The sequence below is a fragment of the Pseudomonas sp. GW823-FHT06B06 genome (genome assembly GCF_058795195.1).
In genome coordinates this window covers 66344-87580 of the sequence record NZ_JBXAHO010000009.1, presented here as the reverse complement: position 1 = coordinate 87580, position 21237 = coordinate 66344, and the positions used below count along the sequence as shown (strand labels likewise).

The 21237-nt window shown below is 58.8% G+C and carries 22 protein-coding genes and 1 pseudogene; 5 read left to right on the top strand and 18 right to left on the bottom strand.

Annotation, left to right across the window (positions count from 1 at the left end; translation table 11 throughout):
- Positions 1–56: 56 nt before the first annotated feature.
- From AC1Q8Q_RS10505 to pchA, 13 genes and pseudogenes are all read right to left on the bottom strand, one after another.
- Positions 57–371 (bottom strand): DUF2933 domain-containing protein, encoded by a 315-nt coding sequence (locus tag AC1Q8Q_RS10505; RefSeq protein ID WP_080725277.1) that lies wholly within the window; start codon positions 369–371, stop codon positions 57–59.
- Between the two features lie 156 nt (positions 372–527).
- Complete coding sequence (locus AC1Q8Q_RS10500; protein WP_020798990.1) at positions 528–746, bottom strand: hypothetical protein; 219 nt, start codon at positions 744–746, stop codon at positions 528–530.
- On the bottom strand, positions 746–2917 hold the full coding sequence (locus tag AC1Q8Q_RS10495; protein WP_492615032.1) for a heavy metal translocating P-type ATPase: 2172 nt from the start codon (positions 2915–2917) through the stop codon (positions 746–748). The genes AC1Q8Q_RS10500 and AC1Q8Q_RS10495 overlap by 1 nt, the downstream gene beginning before the upstream one ends.
- A 26-nt stretch (positions 2918–2943) precedes the next feature.
- A complete protein-coding gene (locus AC1Q8Q_RS10490; RefSeq protein WP_492615031.1) occupies positions 2944–3213 on the bottom strand; it encodes a DUF5676 family membrane protein in 270 nt (89 codons plus the stop codon).
- On the bottom strand, positions 3210–3893 hold the full coding sequence (locus tag AC1Q8Q_RS10485; protein WP_492615030.1) for a methyltransferase family protein: 684 nt from the start codon (positions 3891–3893) through the stop codon (positions 3210–3212). The genes AC1Q8Q_RS10490 and AC1Q8Q_RS10485 overlap by 4 nt, the downstream gene beginning before the upstream one ends.
- Positions 3894–3922: 29 nt before the next feature.
- A pseudogene (locus AC1Q8Q_RS10480) lies at positions 3923–3991 on the bottom strand (DUF2933 domain-containing protein); the annotation flags it as partial.
- Positions 3992–4102: 111 nt separating this feature from the next.
- Entirely contained in the window at positions 4103–4498 is a 396-nt protein-coding gene (locus AC1Q8Q_RS10475; RefSeq protein WP_020800240.1) for a hypothetical protein, read from the bottom strand.
- A gap of 105 nt (positions 4499–4603) precedes the next feature.
- Positions 4604–5002 (bottom strand): hypothetical protein, encoded by a 399-nt coding sequence (locus AC1Q8Q_RS10470; protein WP_492615029.1) that lies wholly within the window; start codon positions 5000–5002, stop codon positions 4604–4606.
- A gap of 165 nt (positions 5003–5167) precedes the next feature.
- Positions 5168–5539, bottom strand: a complete 372-nt coding sequence (locus AC1Q8Q_RS10465) for a c-type cytochrome (protein ID WP_020800238.1) — start codon at positions 5537–5539, stop codon at positions 5168–5170.
- A 59-nt stretch (positions 5540–5598) separates the two neighbouring features.
- Positions 5599–7167 (bottom strand): FAD-binding oxidoreductase, encoded by a 1569-nt coding sequence (locus AC1Q8Q_RS10460; RefSeq protein ID WP_492615028.1) that lies wholly within the window; start codon positions 7165–7167, stop codon positions 5599–5601.
- Between the two features lie 13 nt (positions 7168–7180).
- Positions 7181–7873, bottom strand: coding sequence for a hypothetical protein (locus tag AC1Q8Q_RS10455; RefSeq protein ID WP_492615027.1), 693 nt, complete (start codon positions 7871–7873; stop codon positions 7181–7183).
- Between the two features lie 10 nt (positions 7874–7883).
- Positions 7884–8219 carry a c-type cytochrome gene (locus tag AC1Q8Q_RS10450; protein WP_020800235.1) on the bottom strand — a complete coding sequence of 112 codons (336 nt, stop codon included), beginning with the start codon at positions 8217–8219 and terminating at the stop codon, positions 7884–7886.
- A gap of 53 nt (positions 8220–8272) precedes the next feature.
- Complete coding sequence (gene pchA / locus AC1Q8Q_RS10445) at positions 8273–9757, bottom strand: 4-hydroxybenzaldehyde dehydrogenase (RefSeq protein WP_083348766.1); 1485 nt, start codon at positions 9755–9757, stop codon at positions 8273–8275.
- 344 nt (positions 9758–10101) lie between these two features.
- Here pchA and AC1Q8Q_RS10440 point away from each other — a divergent pair, with 344 nt between their 5' ends.
- Complete coding sequence (locus AC1Q8Q_RS10440; protein ID WP_492615026.1) at positions 10102–11949, top strand: sigma 54-interacting transcriptional regulator; 1848 nt, start codon at positions 10102–10104, stop codon at positions 11947–11949.
- A gap of 64 nt (positions 11950–12013) precedes the next feature.
- Here AC1Q8Q_RS10440 and AC1Q8Q_RS10435 read toward each other — a convergent pair whose 3' ends face one another.
- Positions 12014–12949: a SphA family protein gene (locus AC1Q8Q_RS10435; RefSeq protein ID WP_168757819.1), complete on the bottom strand. Its 936-nt coding sequence runs from the start codon at positions 12947–12949 to the stop codon at positions 12014–12016.
- Between the two features lie 201 nt (positions 12950–13150).
- Entirely contained in the window at positions 13151–14035 is an 885-nt protein-coding gene (locus tag AC1Q8Q_RS10430; protein WP_020800230.1) for a helix-turn-helix domain-containing protein, read from the bottom strand.
- Positions 14036–14238: 203 nt separating this feature from the next.
- On the opposite strand from AC1Q8Q_RS10430, the gene pobA reads away from it, so the two are divergent.
- Together pobA and AC1Q8Q_RS10420 are read left to right on the top strand one after the other, a co-directional pair.
- Positions 14239–15426, top strand: a complete 1188-nt coding sequence (gene pobA / locus AC1Q8Q_RS10425; protein ID WP_020800229.1) for a 4-hydroxybenzoate 3-monooxygenase — start codon at positions 14239–14241, stop codon at positions 15424–15426.
- A 125-nt stretch (positions 15427–15551) separates the two neighbouring features.
- On the top strand, positions 15552–16829 hold the full coding sequence (locus AC1Q8Q_RS10420; RefSeq protein WP_151144049.1) for an OprD family porin: 1278 nt from the start codon (positions 15552–15554) through the stop codon (positions 16827–16829).
- Between the two features lie 74 nt (positions 16830–16903).
- On the opposite strand, the gene AC1Q8Q_RS10415 is transcribed toward AC1Q8Q_RS10420, so the two are convergent.
- Entirely contained in the window at positions 16904–17914 is a 1011-nt protein-coding gene (locus AC1Q8Q_RS10415; protein WP_240963542.1) for a helix-turn-helix transcriptional regulator, read from the bottom strand.
- Positions 17915–18195: 281 nt separating this feature from the next.
- On the opposite strand from AC1Q8Q_RS10415, the gene AC1Q8Q_RS10410 reads away from it, so the two are divergent.
- Complete coding sequence (locus AC1Q8Q_RS10410) at positions 18196–19875, top strand: arylsulfatase (protein ID WP_492615025.1); 1680 nt, start codon at positions 18196–18198, stop codon at positions 19873–19875.
- 442 nt (positions 19876–20317) lie between these two features.
- Here the strand turns inward: AC1Q8Q_RS10410 and AC1Q8Q_RS10405 are convergent, their stop codons facing one another.
- Positions 20318–20521: a hypothetical protein gene (locus AC1Q8Q_RS10405; protein ID WP_042955784.1), complete on the bottom strand. Its 204-nt coding sequence runs from the start codon at positions 20519–20521 to the stop codon at positions 20318–20320.
- A gap of 150 nt (positions 20522–20671) precedes the next feature.
- On the opposite strand from AC1Q8Q_RS10405, the gene AC1Q8Q_RS10400 reads away from it, so the two are divergent.
- A complete protein-coding gene (locus AC1Q8Q_RS10400; protein ID WP_020800225.1) occupies positions 20672–20851 on the top strand; it encodes a hypothetical protein in 180 nt (59 codons plus the stop codon).
- 69 nt (positions 20852–20920) lie between these two features.
- Here the strand turns inward: AC1Q8Q_RS10400 and AC1Q8Q_RS10395 are convergent, their stop codons facing one another.
- Positions 20921–21190: a hypothetical protein gene (locus AC1Q8Q_RS10395; RefSeq protein WP_033044639.1), complete on the bottom strand. Its 270-nt coding sequence runs from the start codon at positions 21188–21190 to the stop codon at positions 20921–20923.
- Between the last annotated feature and the right edge of the window lie 47 nt (positions 21191–21237).

The window sequence follows — 21237 nt, the reverse complement described above, 5'->3', positions numbered from 1 at the left end:
CGACGCCCTGGCTCTGCGCACCTGGCTTCATGGCATTACGCACAGACGTTGAATCGTCATGCAGGGCGATCGGGATATTTCGTCTGATTATCGGGTAGACCATCGTGCGCCTCTTGGCCATTGCGAGCGCTGGTGTGCTGATGTCCACAGCAATTGGCATGTTCATTACTCTCACCGTGTTTATGTCCGCCATGCCCACGATGCATGAAAAAATGCATCAGTGGACAGGCCAGTAACAGTAGGAACGGCAGATAGGGAAGGACGTGAGCCCTGTGCTCGGCAAACAGGAAATAGCCGGCGATGGCCAGGAAGCCTAAAAAGTACCAGTGGGTGCCCCTTGCGCGGTGCTGGGGCAAGTTATGTTGATTCATGATGGCACTCCTTGCAGGGAACGGGAGAGAGGGTCATGACGCAAGGCCACTTCCAATTTTGCTGAAGCGCTATCGTAGGTGTGAGCATAGCGAGCCAGAGCATCGGTTTACGTGTCCAATGCGTCGGAAATTCAGGGTGGTGAGTCGCATAAAGTATCAAGGCAGATTCTTCCTTTTCAGTTGCCGATTGGCCCCGGCCATGTCCTTGTCGAATTGGCGGACACCTCGGAAAAGTTGCACCCCGACCACGACCGGGCACAGCAGGAAAATCGCTGCTATGACAAACGATTTTCCGGTCAACCCCAGCAGGTAAAGCACGGTGGCGATGCCCACAACACTCACCAGGAGGCAGATAATCAGAACTTCGCGATTCATTATGTAACCTCCTGACTCAAGCCAATATGGGCACGTTTCAGCAGCGCGGAGTTGGCGATTACCGACAAGGAACTGAGCGCCATAGCGGCGGCAGCGATGATGGGATTAAGCAGGCCAAAGGCCGCAATTGGAATGCCGATACTGTTGTAGATGAATGCCCAGAACAGGTTCTGTTTAATCTTGACCATGGTTGCGCGCGACAGCTTGATCGCGGTGACCACGTCGCGTACATCGTTCTTGAGCAGGATGATGCCGCCAGTTTCCTTGGCGACATCGGAACCCGAGCCGATGGCGATGCCGATGTCAGCGGTGGCCAGGGCAGGTGCATCGTTGACACCGTCGCCAACCATGGCCACGACCTGCCCTTCGCTTTGCAATTGACGGATCATTGCGGCCTTGTCGTCGGGCAAGACCTCGGCAATCACTCGCTCGATGCCGACCTGCCGCGCGACCGCTTCGGCAGTCCGGTGGTTGTCGCCGCTCAGTAGCACGACCTTGATGGCGCTGGCCTGCAATGCCGCAACGGCTTCAGCCGCTTCAGGTTTTATGGTATCGGCCACAGCAATTACCCCGAGCAAGCGGTCGTCGACCCCGACCAGCATCGCGGTCTTGCCATCGGCTTCCAGGCCGATGAGGTGCTCCTCGGCAGCCTCGGTCGAAATGCCTTGGCGGGCGAACAAACGTCGGTTGCCCAGCCAGATTTTGCGACTGTCGATACTGCCTTCGATGCCGTGACCGGCGATCCCACTGATGCCGGTCGCCTTCGGCAGGCTGATGCCGCGATGCCGTGCGGCGCGCACTATCGCTGCGCCGAGCGGATGTTCTGAACCGGACTCCACGGCGGCGGCGAGCATCAAGACCTCGTTTTCCATCGCGGTCCCAAGCGAGATCACATCGGTTACGTTGGGTTCTCCTCGGGTAATGGTGCCGGTTTTGTCGAACACTACCGTACTCAGTTTTTCAGCTCGCTCTAATACTTCACCGCCACGGATAAGGATGCCGTTATCGGCGCCCTTGCCAACACCGACCATTAACGCGGCGGGCGTCGCCACGCCCAATGCGCAGGGGCAGGAAATGATCAGGACCGCGATAAAGGCCAATAACCCCTGCGGGAAATTCCCCACAAGAGACCAGCCGACAAGGGCCAACAACGCGACCGCCACCACTGCTGGCACAAAGTAGCCGGTAACCTGGTCAGCCAACCGCTGGATCTGTGCCGTACTGGTCTGCGCCTCCTCGACCATCTTGATAATCTGCGCCAGTGCGGTGTCGGCACCGATCCTGCTCGCCTTGAAAGTGAGCACGCCACTGCCATTGAGCGTACCTCCGATTACCGGGCTGCCCGGGTGTTTGTCGACCGGCATCGACTCGCCGGTCAGCATGGACTCATCGACCGTTGACTGACCCTCACTGACATCGCCATCGGTGGGGATCTTCTCGCCAGGCTTGACCACCAAAAACTCGCCGACCATGACGTTTTCAGCGGGCAAGTCGACCTCCTGTCCATCACGAATCACGTGCGCAATCGCAGGCTTGAGATCAAGTAGGCGTCGTACTGCGGCTGAGGATTTTGTCTTGATGATCTCCTCCATGTACCTGCCCAGCAGCACGAAGGCGATGATGACCGCCGACACCTCGAAATAGACGTCACGTTCGGACACCTTGACCGGCAGGACGTCTGGGAAGAACAACACCGCGACGCTATAGAAATAGGCGACGGACGTGCCGAGGGCGATCAGAAAATCCATGTTGATGTTTAGGGTGCGAATGGCGTTCCACGCCCCCTTATAGAAACCCCAGCCACCGATGAACTGCACCGGTGTTACCAGCAGGAATAGCCATATACCCCATGTGAACCAGGGGAGTGCCGGAATCGGCGCCCAAGTCAGCAGTGTGGCACCAGCGGCGAGTGCAATGAAGGCGCCTGCACGCAGCAGTGCCAAAGCCAGTACCCCGGTCAGGGCGATAGTCACGCGGGTTTTCATCGCCTTCAGTTCATTTTCCGGCGACTCGAAGGTGCGCAGGCAGGTATCGCTGCAAAAGTAATAGCTGCGCCCGCCACGTTCTCGTGACAACGCGGTGGTCTTGTCCACCATCATCCCGCAGATCGGATCTTTTGCCATTTTTCCTGATGCCAGCGCCTGTTGGTGCTGCATGTGTGATTGGTTCATCACGGCCTCCTGATTCGAAGCGCCTATCAAGGCCTGCCATGGAGCTTGGCGGACAACCACGCAAACAAGGTGCCGACCATCGCTCCCCATACACTCAAGACCAGCAGCGGCACGACGAAAGTCGCCACACCGTAGTCTTGCGGAGCTTGCAGGCGACCGAAGTCGAGTCCATGGAACAAGGCGTTGAGAAAGGCGATTCCCTGCACCGGCCATAGCGCATAGAGCAGCGCACAGATGCTGTAGGAAATGGCCATGGTCAGGGCCAAGGAAATGCCGGTTTTCCAGGGGGCGTTCATGGCTGTTTTCCTGAGTTCGGAGGGGCGCCAGTAGGGGAGGGACTGCGGCGGGCTGACCAAGGCAGGAATGCCTGTGTCCGTTCGCGGTAAGTGCGGTAGGCATCGCCGAATTGTGCAAGCATCTCCTGTTCTTCCCGCTTCGCCAGCTTGATGTAGACCAGTAGGAGAATTGGGAACATTACCAAGGTGATCAACGTGGGCCATTGCAACAAAAAGCCAAACATGATCAGCACGAAACCGACGTACTGCGGGTGACGGATCCGCGCATAGGGCCCGTCGACCGCTAGCTGTCCAGTACCTTGGGCCTCGTAGAGCACACGCCAGGCGGCTGCCAATAACCAGAAGCCGCCAGCGATCAGCAGGTTGCTGAAAATGTGGAATGGCCCCCAATGCGGATTGACCTTCCAGCCCATCAGTGTTTCGAGCAGATGCCCAGCGTCGTGCGAGAGGAAGTCGATGCCAGGGAAGTTACGAGCGAGCCAGGGCATCAACAGGTAGATAGTCAGCGGGAAACCGTACATTTCGGTAAACAGTGCCACCAGGAACGCCGAGAACACGCCAAAGGAGCGCCAATCGCGGCGCGTCTTGGGCCGGGTGAAGCTGAAGGCGAACAAGATAAACACTAATGAGTTGATAATGACCAGCGACCAGAGACCGTAGGCCGATTCAGTATGGCTCATGGTTGGTACTCCTCACTTGCCTGGTGTGTTTACCGTTCGTGCCTTTGCTGATGATCACCTTGGTCGTGGGGCATAAACAGTTGCACAAGTGGGCAGGCTGCTAGTTACAAGCAGGGTAAGGCGCTCTGTACCTGAGTTGTTAGCTCAATTGGCTGCAAGGAACTGTAAAGCGCCCATGGCCCAGAACATTCCGCGGCTCTACCGCACATTTACTTTTTCATTGGCATTTCCATCATGGACGACTGTTGGTCCATCATCTGCATCATCATGTCCATCATCCCTTTGCCTGCGCCGTCCTTCGCACCAGACATGCCCATGCAACCCATTGCACTGTGTTCCTTGCTCATCATGGACATGCTGTCCTTCATCGCTTTCATGCCTTCTTGCAAGGCGGCCTGGCGCTCAGCTGGCGTTTCAGCCGCTGCCGCTTTGTCATGTGCAGCCTGCATTTTTTGCATTTGCTCGGTCATGGCATTGTTCACGGCCGTCGATGCCGGAGCAGTGCTCACGGTTGAGTCGGCCGGGTGATGGGCATCCTCGGCAGAGACCATGAATGCACTGCTAGCCAGGACGGCAGCCAGAACCCATTTAGAATGCACTTGCATGATGAACTCCTGAGATTGTGAGGGATAAGTAGAATGGCTTGGTCGCGAAAAAGCGCCGCAGCAGGGCAGAGCAACCTGTGCTCTGCCACTCTGAGGTAGGGGGGGCTAATCGTTGAAACGGACGAATGTCAGCCGTACCGGGCTTTTTGGTGGCGCGGGACGTTTTAGTACAAGGGTGGCCAGAGAGGATTTTTGCTCAGGATCAAGCACCAATATCAGGACTGCCGCTGTTAGCAGTAACAGGGCGGCCCAGTGGACAGGATCCGCTGCTGGCGTCTGCAATGAAGGTTTTATCGCCGTGGCAGTGTCTTCACAGTTTTGAAGACAACCATTGGCGTGGAGCGCATGACCATCCACCACATACTGCTCGATAGTGTGTGGGGTGGCCAAATTGTGAATCGGCTGTACCAGACACCCCTGGATTGCCATCACGGCCACAGCCAGCACCCATACCGCGAGGGTAAGGTGCAATAGGCTGCGGCGGTGACGATGGAACCAGTACATGAAGTACAACCTCGACTTATTACGTCGTGTTGATTTTCAGTCTAGCTGGCAAAGCAATGGAGAGTTTGATCCAAATCAAACTCAGGTCACTTGTGAAGGCTCCCCAACAACGCCAACACGGGGATGGGCGCAATGCCCAGATGTATGACCCGACGCTTGATTTACTCACCTCAAACTCTTCAAATAAGCAATAAGATCCTGACGACTCTGCCTGTCGGCCTGCCCCGCAAACATCATCACATTGCCCGGCACCAGGCTGGCAGGACTGGTCAGCCACTTGTCCAGATTGGCGTCGTCCCACTTCAGGCTGGCGCCTTGCAGGGCGGCGGAATAGGTAAAGGCTGGAGCCTGGGCACTGGTGCGATCGAATACGCCGTGCAGGCTCGGCCCCATCAGGTTCTTGCCCGCTTCGGGGCTGTGGCAGAAGCCGCACTGAGTCTTGAACAGGGCTTGGCCCTGAGCGACGTCGCCTTGGGCCAGTGTCAGAGGGGCGGCCAGCACCAGCGCGGCGGCCACCAGAAATTGTGTGTAGGTCATTGTGTTCCCTGTCGATAAAAAGCCCCGCCAGGACAGTCCTGGCGGAGCCTCAAGCACAATCAGAATGAGTTGGCGAGGTCGATGCCCGACTTGCCCGGTGCCAGGATGTTGTTCGGGTCCAGCGCCCGCTTGATGGCATGTTCAAGCTTGCGTTTGACCGGGCCGTAGCTCTGCGCCACCCGCTTCTGGAAAGCGGTGTTGACGCGGTAGACGGCGTAGCCTTCCTTCTCGAACACATCCAGCAACTCGGCGAAGCAGGCGTTCGCGCGCTGTGTCTCTTCAGGGTTGGTGCGGTCATATAAAACGTCGATGACGTGGTGCATGTCGCGCCAGCCGACGATGAACTCGCCGACGTAGTCCAGGCCGTGTTTGTTGAGGGTCTTCTTGGCCAGGGCCTGTTGTTTGTCGCACTCGCTGCCCCGGGCCTGGCTCACCGGTGCGAACCACATCGAGCCGCCGCCACCACGCCAGTTGTACAGGCCGAATTCCTGCAGGTTAGGCACGCCTGACATCAACTGAGCGCGGTACTTGAACGGCTGGGTATCACCCGCTTCTTCCTGGGTGACGATCCGGCCTTTGCCCAGTTGCTTGAGGGCGCCGGTGACGATGTTCCAGTTGACGTCGACCTGCTCCTTGGTGCCATACAGCGCGGCGTAGACGTTCCAGGCGCCGAGGTTCTTGTCTTTCTGGATTTGCTTGAGGATCGCGTCGGGGGTCGCGCCCGGCTCGCTGGTGTAGTCGGAACGGCGGGTGTTGCAGGTGGAGGCTTCCCAGAGTACGCCAGCGATCACTACCGAATTGGGAATGACTTGGGCAATGCGCAGCGGGCGGATGAATTCGACGATCTCGGCGATGTCCGATTCGTTCTCGAACTTGATCTCGAACGGTTTGAATACCGGAGGTTTTGGCATCAGCCAGAAGCCCATCTTCGTGCAGATGCCGTAGTTGGCCTGGGTGAACATGCCATCCAGGGTCGGGCCATAGCCCCACTTGAATACCTGCCAGGCGTTGTCGCCTTTTACGCCGCCCATGCCGGTGCGGTACACATCGCCGTTGGCCAGCACAACCTCCATGCCGCACTGCATCAGGAAGTGTTCGCCGTAGGGTGTGTAACCCACGCCGCGATCCATGGTGTTGCCCAAGGGACCGGCGATGGCCGACGGCGCGGAGAACGACAGCATCAAAGGCAGGTTGTGTTCTTGGATGTAGTCGTAGAGCTGCTGATAGGTCACGCCCGGCTCGACCAGGGCGGTACACAGTTCAGGGTCGACGTGGAGGATTTTGTTCATCTTCTTCAGGTCGAGAATGATCTGTCCGCGCTGGCCTGGTGCTGCCGAGCCGTAACCGAAGTTGCGACCGGTGGAGATGGTCCACACCGGGATCTTGTGTTCGTTGCAGATCTTCACCACGCCCTGCACCTGTTCGACGGTGGTGGCGGTGACGGCGGCAGATGGCGTGTGCTCGGCATTGTCCACGGCCATCATGATCTTGGCGTAGGGGATCAGTTGATCGTCTTTGACCAGGACGTTGTCATCGCCCAGCAGTTTGCGGAACTTGGCGATGGCTTGCTCGAAGTTTGCGCTGTCGACGCCGCGCGGGAGCAGGGTCTTGTTGTTTTGCTCAGTCATTTGATTAGCTCCTTCAAGCCTCGATCGAAAACGAAACGAAATTGCCGGTAAGCGGCACGGGTCGGCGGGCAATCAGTGGTGCCTGCCGGTCGCTGGTGGTGCCAAGGGCTGCAAGGGTGTAGCCCAGCGTGGCGGCCCATTGGTCTGAGCTGTCTCTGTTGCGGGCGGTGGCAGACGCTTGCAACGGCGCTTGCAGGCTGTGCATACGCTGTTCGGTCAGGCTGAAGCCGCTGCCACAGGCGTTCAGGCTCAGGCCCAGTTGGGGGGCGCAGCCGCTGGCGGCTTCGGCGCTGAGCAGACGGTGCTGTGAAGCGTGGGGCGTGGCGCGGTGCTGGCCGAGCCACTGCACGCGCGCGCCAGCGCTGCGTGCCAGGTCGACGATCAATGCGGCGCTGGCATCGTCGACCAGGCCGATGATGCGTTGCGGCTGGCCGCTGCGCAGGCGTTTTTCAAAACCCAGGATGAAGTCCAGGCTGAGGTCGGTACGCTGTACCTTGACCTGCTTGCCCCCCGGGCTGGCGTTGACGCCCTGGAGGAAGACCGACTCGGTCACCTCATTGTTGACCAAGACCAGGGTCGGCAAGACAGGCTGGGCTTGAGCGCCCAGAACACTACCGGCCATGCTCAGGCCGGAGCTGGTCACGGCTATGCCGGCCAGGCTGCTCAATGCCAAGCCCTTCAGTACCGTGCGACGTTCGACGTTCATGGCAGGCTCCTCAAGGCTTGGCCGCCGGGGCAGGCGTTTTGGAAATGTACTCGGCGACCTGTTGCAGCGAGTTATCGTCGATGAACGAGGCAGGGAAGGCCGGCATGGCACGAAATCCATTGCGCACAATTGCAGTGATGTACTGCGCTGGCAGCTGGCGGCCGGTGATTTGCGGGCCGACCTGTTTTTCGTGGCAGTGGCCGCACACCTTGGCATAGACGTTTTCCCCGCCTTTCCAGACGCCGTCGCCATCGGCGGCGGCGTTCCCAGCCAGCACGATCAAGGGCAGGGCAAGGCAGGCAGACAGGGTCCGTTTCACAGCTGAGCTGTTGAGGAGTGAAGACATTTCGTACTCCATTTTCTTATTGGCAGGTGGGTTCATGGGAGGCGTCATGCAGCTCAGAACGGATACGCCCTTGGCGCATGTTGCAAGGTGATCCAGTGGTCAGTGGTGAACTCGTCGATCGCCCAATCGCCGTTGAAGCGACCGAGCCCGGAGTTCTTCTCACCGCCGAACGGCGCGTTGGGTTCGTCATTGACCGGGATGTCGTTGACGTGGGTCATACCGGCGTGGATGCGTCGGGCGAACTGCACGCCGCGCTCCAGGCTGGAGGTGAATACGGCGCTGGAGAGTCCGTATTCGCTGCTGTTGGCCAGTTCCAGGGCATGCTCGGCGTCACGGGCAGACTGAATGCCGACCAGAGGGCCAAAGATTTCTTCATGGGCGATGTCCATGTCGGCGGTGACGTTGCCGAACACGTGCGGCGGCAGGACGTTGCCGTGGGCTTCACCGCCAACCAGCAGCGTGGCGCCTTCGGCTTGGGCCGTGGCGATCTTCTCTTGCAGGCCCGCCAGTTGCTTGCTGTTGATCACCGGGCCTATCACCGTTTCAGCTTTGTTCGGGTCGCCGTAGGGCAGCGCCTTGACTCGCTCGACGAATCGCCGGGTGAAGGTTTCCAGCAGCGGCTGTTCGACGATGATGCGGTTGATCGCCATGCAGATTTGCCCCTGGTGGAGGAATTTGCCCACCACGGCGGCACTGACGGCCTGTTCGACGTCGGCATCGGCCAGGACCACGAACGGACTGTTTCCACCCAGTTCCAGGGCAACGTGCTTCAGATGCTCACCGCCGCTGGCGATGCGGCCGATGTTGCGGCCGACCTGGGTCGATCCGGTGAAGGAGATGAACGCCGGGACCGGGTGCTCGACGAAGGCATCGCCGATTTCCGCGCCGGAACCGACGACGACACTGAGCACGCCAGATGGCAAGCCGGCTTCCTCGAAGATGCGCGCCAGCAACAGGCCGCCGGTGACGGGGGTGTCACTGGCCGGCTTGACCACTACGGCGTTGCCCAGCGCCAGGGCCGGTGCGAGGGAGCGTGCGGTCAGGTGCAAGGGGAAATTCCACGGGCTGATCACACCGATCACGCCCAGGGGGGTGCGGTAGACGCGGCTTTCCTTGCCAGGGATGTTGGAGGCAAGAATGCGCCCATGCACGCGGCTGGGCAGGCTGGCTGACTCCAGGGTGATAGCGCGCGCGGCGCCCCATTCGATCTGCGCCTTGATGCGCGTACTGCCGGACTCGCGGATGATCCAATCGATGATTTCTTCACGACGCTCGTCGAAGATTTTCACCGCGTTGAGCAGCACCTGGCCCCGTTCGGCCGGCCCTTTGGTGGCCCAATCGAGCTGGGTGACGCGCGCCTTGCGGTAGGCGGCATCGAGGTCTTCGCGATTGGCCTGGGTGATCTGCAGCAAGCGTGTCTGAGTGAAAGGGTCGAACACGTCCAACGTTCGACCGGCGCTGCCGGCGCGCCATTGTCCGGCGAGTGGCTGCAATTCAAGGTTCTGGTAGGCAGGGCGAACGAAAGGGGTAGTGGTCATGACGAGGTCACCTCTTTTTTTATTTATGTGCAGAGGTGCCTGTTAACATTTATCGTGCCATGTCTGTTTAATAGGTATATTTCCTTAATAAACAATAAGTTAAGTTGTACCGTGGTCGCGCTGAATCCTGCCTGTGGCGCGGACTGGAAGGCAGTTGTGCGCAAATTTATGCAGAGAAAATCGCACGCTGTTGAAAGCTCGACGCCAGGTGAGCGTCATCAGAAACTGTGCGGTTATCGAGCAGGCGGACGACAAGGAGCAGTGGAGTCGATCGCAAGCGGATTGACCCCGCTGGAGGGCTGGGCATACTCACAGGTTACCTACCTGCCTCTTGTTGACTGCCCATGACTCGTACTACGCACACCAAGACTGGTCGCTCTGCCGGTGAGGATTTTCTCAAGCAGATGCTTGGCCGGCAGAAGCGCCTGATCGTCGACCGCGCCAGCCAGTTTGGCAGCAGCGGCTTTCCCACTGCTGAGCAGTTGGCGGAAACGGTGGCCTTCGCTCCTCAAGATGGCAGCGTGTGGTTGTGTGGCCAGCGCATGATGCTGCTGCAAGGTTCTGCGTTCGGGGCCATCCGCCGCGAGCTGATCGATGCGCTGGGGTTCGACAAGGCACGTGGCCTGCTTACGCGGATCGGCTGGCAAGCCGGCGCGCGTGACGCTGCCCAGGTCAGCGAGCAATGGCCGGAGGGTGATGACACCAGCCTGTACAGCGCCGGACCACGGCTGCACATGCTCGAAGGCATGGTCAATGTCGAGGTGGTGCGTTTCGAAATCGACTCTGGCATTGGACACTTCTATTCCGAGTTCCTTTGGCACAACTCACTCGAAGACGACGAGCACATTGCAGCCTATGGCCTGGGCGGCGAACCGGCCTGCTGGATGGAGATCGGTTATGCCAGCGGGTACGCCTCGTCGTTGCTCGGCCGGCTGGTCGTCTTTCGCGAGCAGGAGTGCCGCTCGATGGGTCACCCGGCCTGCCGTATCGTTGGCAAACCGGCCGATCAGTGGGACGACATCGATGCCGACCTGGCCTATCTGGACCCGAGCGACTTCCTCAGTCGCAGCACCTACGCCTCGGGGACCGAGACCACCATTGCCGAGCTGGAGGAGCCGGCCGATGGCAAACCGCTGGTGGGCATTTCGGCGGCGTTCGTGGTTGCCACTCAGTTGCTGCAAAGGGTCGCACCGACTCAGGCGACGGTGTTGTTGACCGGGGAATCAGGGGTCGGCAAAGAGTTGTTCGCCCGCTCGCTGTACCAATCCAGTTCGAGGCAGCACAAGCCGCTGGTGGCGCTCAACTGCGCGACCTTGCCGGAAAACCTGGTGGAGGCCGAACTGTTCGGGGTCGAGCGTGGTGCCTTTACCGGTGCTGAGCGTTCGCGTCCCGGTCGTTTCGAACGGGCCCATGGCGGGACGCTGTTCCTCGACGAAATAGCGACGTTGAGCTTCAGTGCGCAGAGCAAGATTTTGCGTGCCTTGCAGGAAGGTGAAATCGAGCGCGTCGGTGGCACGGCGCCGATCCGGGTGGATGTACGGGTCATCGCCGCGACTAACCTGGATCTGCGTCGCGAGGTTGAGGCGGGACGTTTTCGTGAAGACTTGTTTTACCGACTGAATGTGTTCCCTATTCATCTGCCACCGTTGCGCGAGCGCCGCGAAGATATCCCGCTGCTGATGAGCTACTTCCTGCGTCATTTCAGCCAGCGTCACGGACGTCGGCTGGCGGGCTTCAGCACCAGACTGGTCAACGCACTGCTGACTTATCGGTTTCCCGGCAATATTCGTGAACTGCAGAACCTGATCGAGCGTGGCGTGATATCCGCCGGTGATGGCGAGGTCATTGATATCGTGCATCTGGCCGAGATTGGCGCGCCGTTGATGGCAATGGCCATCGGCCTGACGCCAGAGGGGCGCTTGTCGGCTGGCGAGCGCCGTGATGAGGGGGCCGGCAAGGCAGGGTCACCCATCGAAGAGGGCGGTACCACAGACGCACTTCGCGAGCCGGTATTGGAAGGCCTGCAGGCCTTCGTTTCCGGGAGCCAACGGGTGCTCAATACACCCCTGGCAGAAATCGAATTGCACCTGGTGCGCCTGGCCATGGAACGCTCCGGTGGCAACATCACGGCGGCGGCGCAGATGCTTGGCATGAGTCGCGCCCAGGTCAGCTATCGCCTCAAGGGAAGCTAGCGCCGGGTTGAACCCAATGCCCCGAGGCTCGATGCTCACGGGGCATTTTTGTTGGCGACAGGGCTCAGAGCGGGACAGTGAACTTCAGCCAATAGGCCTGGCCATCGGTACGGTTGCGAACACCGGATTCATCTTGCCATTTGGCGCTGAGGAACCAGCCGTCCCGGCTGGCGTATTGCACCGCCGGGCCGATGGAGAAGGAGCTGCCACGGTTGCCATCGGCGGCATCGACCTGGGCTGCGGCGGCGCAGTTGGAAGCGCTGCACTGGTCATCGCTCACCTGCTTGTAAGCGTGGCCACCGACGCCGAGGACCCAGCCATTGCCCAAACCCCAGCCAAGGGTATAGTCGGCGTGCAGTTCGCGGCCGGACTGATAGTGGGTGTCCTGATTTTCGAAGTTGTAATCGTACATCAGGCGTACATCGGCGTTGAAACCCTTGGGGTCCATGTAGGTCATGGCATACACCGCTTGTGCGGTGTAATAGTTGGTGCCGAGGTTAATCAGGTCGTTCTTGTCATATTCGCTGGCGGTGGGCAGAACGAAGTCGATACCCACTGCGGTGTGGAACTTGTCACTGTGGTGGAACCCGACCACCGGGCCGAGGTGAGCGTCGCCGATGCCGCGCTTGTGGTCGTGCGGGCCGTTCTTGATGTTCAGCCGCATGTCATTGAGCGGTAGCAAAGCGTGGAAACCCAGGCTGCCACCCAAGACCTGCTGTTCGGTGACCCAGATGAACCGAGGCACAATGGTGGTGACGCGCAGGTCGATGTCGGCCACCTTGTCGCCCGCGTTGTCGCGAAGGGTATCGGCCAGGTAGTCGCCGACGAAAACCTGACCGTAGGTGCCAGGCGGCGGCAGGATACCCATGCCGTAGATTTCAATGCCCAATGGCCAGGACGACACACCGCCTTCGGTAGCCTCGGCCAGTGAGGCGCTGCCGGCCAACAACAGGGCTGCGCTGAGCGAAAGGGGCGTGCAGCGGGGGAGTCTGTGATGCATGGGAGGACAACCTTATTGTTATGAGTGGTGGACCGCAGTTGTTGCCTGCGCAAGGTTGTCCTACTCAACTATTGTGCCAGCTTGGATTTTATTGTTATTCCTTTTAAATCAATAAGATGGATTATCCCTGCTAATGGTTGCAGCGACCTGTGACGCTTCTTGTTAAGAAAATTCGACTGAGTGCGCAAAGTTCGTGACGGTTCACGCGCCGCTTTGCTCGACGCCGTGGCGGAAGGCATTCGGTGTCTGGCCAGCGAGACGGCGAAAGAAGCGTGAAAAATAGGTCGGGTCACTGAAGCCCAGGCTGTCGGACAACTGATTGATGCTCATGTTGGTGTAAGTCAGATTACGCTTGGCTTCCAGCAGCAGGCGCTGGTGAATGATCTGCAGCGCGGTTTGCCCGGCCAGTTCGCGGCACAGGGTGTTCAGGTGCACGCTGGAGAGACCGATGCGCTGGGCGAACACCTCCACCGACAGATGCTCGCGGTAGTGCTGCTCTACCAACTTGATGAAGCGGCTGAGCAAGTGCTGGTCGCGTTCGCCACGATTGCTTGGCGGCGTGCTGAGTTGACTGTGGCGGCTGGTCCAGACCATCAGCACACTGACCAATGAGTGCATCAGCACGTCGCGCGCCGGTGCGCTGCTTTCGTATTCCTCCAGCAGGGCGGCAAACAGAGTGTTGATATAGCGACGATCGCGCCCAACCGGGTAGCACCCGCAAGACGCCAGGACGGTCAACGGCGCGCCCAATTGCGACTCCAGTTTGGCCACCAGTGGCGCGCCGAGGGTGAGCACATAACCCTCGATTTTTTCCGAGAACTGAAAACCATGCACGGTCAGCGGCGGAATGACCTGGATGGCCGCTTCCAACACGTCACTACGCTTGCCCTCGATCTCGACCACTGCCTGGCCGCGTTGCACATAGAGCAACTGGAACAGGTCGGCATGACGGTGCGGCTTGATCTCCCAATGGTGCAGGCTGCTGCGTTTGGGTATGGATTCACAGTGCAGCAAGTCCGGGGTGGACCACGCCTTGTTTTCACCATACAGCTTGAACACCGGGATGTTATTGACACTTTTTTTCATCGTGTTCGGCACCCTTGAGGACGGAAACGTACAGTGTGTGTGGTCGTTCGATAATCGAACCAAATTTGTAAAAGTGCAATTTTACCCTGAAAAATCACCTTTTATTGCAAGTTTCATCAGTAAAAATGCAGGAGGTAAATAAAACAAAATAATCCGGCCGCCATCTGCAAACGGTTGGAAATCGCATATCAGAGATTAAAATAATGAAAACTCAGGTTGCTATTATCGGCGCTGGTCCTTCCGGACTCCTGCTCGGCCAATTACTGCATAACGCCGGCATCGACAACGTCATCGTCGAACGCCAGACACCGGACTACGTCCTCAGCCGAATTCGTGCCGGGGTGCTGGAGCAAGGCACCGTCGACCTGCTGCGCGAAGCAGGTGTATCCGAACGCATGGATGCCGAAGGCCTGGTCCACGAGGGCGTCGAGTTGCTGGTGGCCGGCAAGCGTATTCATGTCGATCTCAAGACACTGACCGGTGGCAAGACTGTCATGGTCTATGGGCAGACCGAAGTCACGCGCGATCTGATGGAGGCCCGCAGCGCCCTGGGTGCCCCGATCATCTATTCGGTCGAAAACGTGCAGCCCCACGACATGAAGGGCGACAGCCCCTACGTCACCTACGAGAAAGATGGCCAAACCCACCGAATCGACTGCGATTACATCGCCGGGTGTGACGGCTTCCACGGGGTCGCCCGCAAGAGCATTCCTGACGAAGTGCTTACCCACTACGAGCGCGTATATCCTTTCGGCTGGCTGGGACTTCTATCCGACACGCCACCGGTCAACCACGAGTTGATCTACGCCCACCACGACCGGGGTTTCGTGTTGTGCAGTCAACGCTCGCTGACCCGCAGCCGTTACTACCTGCAAGTGCCGCTAACCGACAAGGTCGAAGAATGGTCCGATGAGCGTTTCTGGGGTGAACTCAAGGCACGTCTGCCACACGAGGTGGCGGACAAGCTGGTGACCGGCCCTTCGCTGGAGAAGAGCATCGCGCCGCTGCGCAGCTACGTGGTCGAGCCGATGCAGTACGGCAAGTTGTTCCTGCTCGGCGACGCTGCCCACATCGTGCCGCCAACCGGTGCCAAGGGCTTGAACCTGGCCGCCTCGGACGTGTGCTACCTGTATCGCATCCTGGTCAAGGTGTATCGGGAGGGGCGTACCGACCTGCTGGAAAAATACTCCGAAGTGGCACTGCGCCGTGTCTGGAAGGGCGAGCGTTTCAGCTGGTTCATGACCAACCTGTTGCACGACTTCGGCGAGCACAAGGACGCGTGGGACCAGAAGATGCAGCAGGCCGACCGCGAGTATTTCTTCAACTCCCACGCAGGGTTGGTCAACATTGCCGAAAACTACGTCGGGCTGCCCTACGAAGCTATCGAGTAGAACGCCTGCAATACCTGCGCTGCGCAGCTAGTCGTCACGCGCAGACGATAACGGCCTGTGGGCTGACTGCGGATACTGAACCTCTACAACAACAATAAAAATGTGTAGAGGTGTCCATGAATCCTATGCACGCGGCTGTGCCGCGGTCCGCTTACTCTGCTGCAAAAAACCTGAAGGCCATGGGGCTGATCGGCGTGATGATGCCGTTGGCTGCGCAAGCTGACTTTGTCGAAGACAGCCAGATGAACCTGGGATTGCGCAACTTTTATGTCGACCGCGACTTCAAGGGCGACAACCCGAGAACCTCGCGCGATGGCAGTTGGAGCCAGGGCTTTGACCTGCGCTTTACCTCCGGTTACACCCAGGGGCCGCTGGCGTTCGGTCTCGATGCGGCCGCGCAATACGCCTATCGCCTTGACGGTGGCGGCGGTCGTGGCCCGGACAGTGTCTTGCCCTATAGCCAAAGCAGCCGGGAGCAGGCCAAGGATTACGGCCGGGCGGCACTGACCGGCAAAGTTCGCTTCTCGAAGACCGAGCTGAAAGTCGGTGAACATCGGCCGACGTTGCCGGTGGCCTTCCAGGACGACTCACGGCAGTTGGTGACGACCTTCCATGGCGTACTGGTCAAGTCCAACGAGATAGACAACCTGACCCTGACTGGCGGGCGATTCACCGAGATCAGCAGCCGTGAATCCTCCAACAGGGAAAAGATGTACCTGTTCACCAAACCTGGCGGGCCGCGCTACACCAGCGACGGACTGGACTTTGCCGGTGCCACCTACGCCTTCGGTCCCAACCTTTCGGCCAGCTACTTTTACGGGCAGTTGGAGGACATTTACCGGCAGCATTACCTGGGCCTGACGCTCAACTCGGACCTGGGTGGCGGCTATCGCCTGAAGACCGATTTGCGCTACTTCAACAACAAGGAAGCGGGTCAGGCCCTGTACGGCGAAATCGACAACCACTCCTATGGCGCCATGATTACCTTGAGGAAGGGTGGGCACGGTGTTGGCGTGGGTTATCAACGCATGTTGGGTGACAGCACGTTCCCGACCCTGAATGGCTTCGCGCCGCAACCTTATCTGGTGAACTGGTCGGCCGTGGCCTTCATCAAACCCAACGAGAGTTCCTGGCAGGCGCGATACGACTATGATTTCGCGGCCATGGGCGTGCCCGGCTTGACCTTGACCACCCGTTACCTGCGCGGCACGGGCATCGATCGCGGTGGTGACCTCAGCGACAGCGCTGAAAGCGAGCGCGATCTGTTTTTGGCGTATGTGATCCAGAGTGGGCCCTTGAAGAATGTGGGCATGGAATGGCGGAACATCAACGCCCAGTTCAAGCATGGCAATGACTATGATGAAAACCGAGTGATGACCACCTATACCTGGAAATTCTGGTAGGTCATGGTGACGGTCGCTCTGCCTGGAGCGACCTGGCCGCCATGACTACGTATGGACGCAGTCGACGTAAAACCTCAAGCCGGCCTGGCCAGTGTTTGCGATGGCAACTCACCAAAGGCCTGCTTGTAGGCCGCGGTGAAGTGGCTGGGTTGCGCAAAACCCCAGTGAAACGCCAGCGCCGATAACTGCAGGTCTCCAGGTTGGTGGCTTAGCAGTATTTTGCGTATCGCCTGCAGCCGGCAACTCTGGATATAGCGTTGCGGGCTGGTCCCCAGGCCATTGCGAAACGCCTGTTCCAGGCTGCGTCGGCTGGTACCGCTGATGGCTACCAGCTGTGTGATGTCCAGCGGTTGGTCGAGATGGGCATGAATAAAATCGACCACCCGTTTCACGGTGCCCGGCAACAGGCGACGTTGTGGCTCCGTATGCAAGCTGGGGATCAGTTGCAGCAGGTTCTCGCAAAACAGGTGCTGCACATGAGACTGGCTGGTTGGGTTGGCCAGCAACCCCGAGGTGTTGCCGGTTTCGCTGTCCACCAGGCGCAGCAAGCTGCCAAGGCTCTGCAGGGCGCGATGGTTGCTATCGAACAACAGTGTCCGGGTCGGGAGCCGCAGCTCGTGGGTCTGATGGTGGCGCTCCAGGTGATCGAGCAGTAATGCAGCATCCAGGGCAATGACGATTGCCTTGGCCCCCTCATGCCAGATGACATCCACCTCATGCCCAGGGCTGAATACCAGAAGCTCTCCGCCATTGGCTTGCAGGCCGTCGGGACGACTGCTGATGGTACCTTGCAAGGGTAAAATCCCATGCCAGCTGTTCAAGGGGCTAGAGCTCACGCGGACTTCACCGCCCCATTGCGCCCCGAACAACTTCATCTGCGGCAAGGACTGCAAGGTGAAAGCAATGTCCAGGGTTCCTCGTCTTCCGAGGCTGATCCGACGTTCTTCAAGATGGTTGTTGAGCAGCGCCTCGGCATCTTCGATATTGCGCGAGCGCAGTAACGGCTCCGCTGCAAACGGAATGTTCCTGGCAGGGCAAGCCTCGCTCCTTGAAGGAGGCGGGCCGCTGATAGAGGGTGTATTCATCAGCGTAACCTTTATTCTTGTTTGTCCGGGTTGCCCCGTCTGGTTAATGAGTGCTGTATCAACGGTGTCGTTGTTGCGGTACATGGACAACAGGCTCGACAGCGGGTGTCCCGTGCCCCCGCCAAGGCAGGGATGATGAACGATGGCTGACCGGTTCCCCAGCTGTCGGGGCAAATAACGACGCGGCTGGATAAGCGCTTGCGCAACCGCGTTAGCGGCCGGCGTCGGGCTCTCGGCATACTGGTGGCTCAGCCAATAATAACAACTGAGGAACCGCGCGTATGAGCTGGATGACCCATCTGACGCTTGCCCTGATGGTTGCCGTTTGCAGCCCCGCAGCCATGGCCGCAGACGAGCGCCCGAACTTCCTGATAATTGTCGCCGATGACCTGGGTTACAGCGACCTGGGCAGTTTCGGCGGTGAAATCAGCACCCCGAGCCTCGACTCGCTTGCCCGGGACGGTGTGCGCCTGGGCAACTTCCATACGGCCCCCACCTGTTCGCCGACTCGGGCGATGATGCTCTCCGGTACCGACAGCCACGTGGCTGGCCTGGGCAACATGGGCGAGCTGCTTCAGCCGTTCCAGCAAGGCAGGCCTGGTTACGAAGGTTACTTGAACGAACGCATGGTCACGGTCGGACAAGTGCTTCAGGACGCGGGCTACAACACTTATACCACCGGTAAGTGGCACCTGGGTCGCACCGAAGAAACCAGCCCGAAGGCACGTGGTTTTGACCGCTCCTTCATACTGGTACAAGGCGGCTCCAGTCATTTCGATGACCAGCACGCCATCATCGCGAAAGACCCGAAAGCGATTTATCGCGAAGACGGCAAACAGGTGGAAGTGCCCAAGGGGTTCTATTCCAGTGAGTTCTACACCAATCGGCTGATTGACTACATCGAAGCCGACAAAGCCAGCAACAAGCCGTTCATGGCCGTCTTGTCGTATACCGCCCCGCATTGGCCGCTGCATGCTCCGGATGACTGGCTGGATAAATACAAGGGCCGATACGACGCAGGCTATGAACCGATCCGCCAGGCACGCCTGGAGCGCCAGAAACAGCTGGGTATCGTCGCGGCGGATACGACGCCCAACACACCCATGGCCAAGAGTCTTCCAAACTGGAGCCAGTTGAGCGATGAGCAGCGAAAGCGTGAGGCGCGCAACATGGAGATCTATGCGGCGATGGTGTCCAACATGGACTATCACATCGGTCGACTGCTCCAGTACCTGGAGAAAACCGGCAAGCTGGATAACACCTTCATTGTGTTTATCTCCGACAACGGTGCCGACGGCAACAGCCCGCTTGACCTGCCAGGCAACAAGGAGTGGTTCGCCAGCGAGTTCGATAACAGCCTGAAGAATCTCGGTCACAAAGGCTCGTATGCCGACTATGGTGCTCAGTGGGCCCAGGTCAGTTCCACTCCGTACCCACTGTTCAAGGGCTTCACCAACGAGGGCGGAATTCGTGCGCCGGCGATCATCAGCGCGAAAATGCTGAAAAAGGCCCGCCTGCAAGGCACCGTCAATAAAGACATGGTCCATGTGATGGACCTGATGCCGACCTTGCTGGACCTCGCCGGCGTACCGGCACTGGGCAAAACATTCCACGGCCGTCCGGTGCAAACCATCAGTGGCAAGAGCATGCGCCCGTTGCTGGAAGGGCAAGCGATGGCCGAACGTCAGATTGGCTGGGAATTGTTCGGCCGCAAGGCGCTGCGCAAGGGCGATTGGAAAATCACCCTGGTCAACCCACCCTACGGCACCGCCAACTGGCAGCTGTACAACCTCAAGGCCGACCCTACCGAAAGCCGCGACCTGTCCCAGGCCGAGCCGGCAAAAATGAAGGAAATGTTGGTCGCGTGGGACCAGTATGCGAAGGAAAACAACGTGCTCGATGGCAAGTTCGACCTCAAGTATGGGTTCGAGACGTGCCTCTATGAATATTGTTTCAAGTAAGCGGGTGCCCTGAAACCCGCTATGTGAGCGGCGACAACGTGAAACTGAACACTGGCAATACCGGCAATTAGTGGGAGCGCAATGGCGAAATCAAATAGGAGAAAATCAAAAGCCAGAGCGAGGCGGCCTGACAGTCGACCTGATTGCAGGTCTGTCCGGGATCTGATCGTTCCCACGCTCGGCGTGGGAATGCCGCCGGGGACGATCCGCGTTCCGCTGACGACGCATGACATGAGCCATGCGCAACGGTGACGCGGAGCGTCACAGGATGCGTTCCCACGCAAAGCGTGGGAACGATCATCTCACCGCAGAAGAAAAAGCCCGACACTGGGTCGGGCTTTCCAATCACGTGGCCAAATCCCTTTGGCTGACTGCAGTGTGCTTGCCAAGTGTTACGAAGGCGTGACGGGAGTGTGCCCATCACGTGAAGCCCGGCATTCTCTCAATGGAGCGTCTTTCGACTCTCTCCAATCCTGATCCGGTCAAGCGCCCGGTTTAAGGCGTCCAGGGCATTGAGAAGGGCTTTTGCCTCAGCTTCCCGGCCATCTCCCCATAGTCGTTCAGCCATTTTGTTCAGGGCCTGGATAGATCGTTCAATGTCCGCAGCGGATGCTGGAGGGGTGTTTGTCTGCTGCTTCTTTGACATGCTCAACATTTCTGAAGTGATGGAGTAACAGTGCGCAATCAACCTGACAAATACAAGTGAGCAATGGTTGGCGATCATCGAACGCGCCGTTACAAGCGCCGCTGCAGTTACAGTACCCTATGCGCAGTTCAGCCAATGCAGGAAATGTAGATGAGCGATGAGATTGATATTCCAGAACCCGAGCACGACCATCTGCTCGATCATGAATTCCACGATGAAGAAGCATGGGTTGAACAAGACGCTCAAGGCATTCTTGACGATGAAGAAGATGAAGACGAAGAGGATGATGACCTTGATTATCTAGATCAGATAGATCAAGAAGACGACTGATCATGGCAGGTAAATTCGAGAAAAAAGAAAGCCCGCACTGAGCGGGCAACTGGAATGAACCTGACAGATTCAGGCACCTGATTCAGGGTCACTCGCGGGTAAGCCGCGAGCCTCTTGGTCATTTTCGTCCTGAGCGCTTGTGCCTGCTTGCGGATGCTCGCTCGACACCGAGTTATTGGCCGCCACATCTGTCATATCGTCATCGACAGGCGCTTCATCGTTCGGCGGCAGCGGCACCTGCGGCTGATCTTTGCGGGGATCGTGGCCGGTTTCGTTGTCCGTTGTTCGCGTTACGTCCTGCTGTGACATGTTGCCAACTGCATTTTCGTCAATGTCCATGCTGGCTCTCCGTTCTGAGGCGCGGGATGCCCGTGCTTTTACATGAG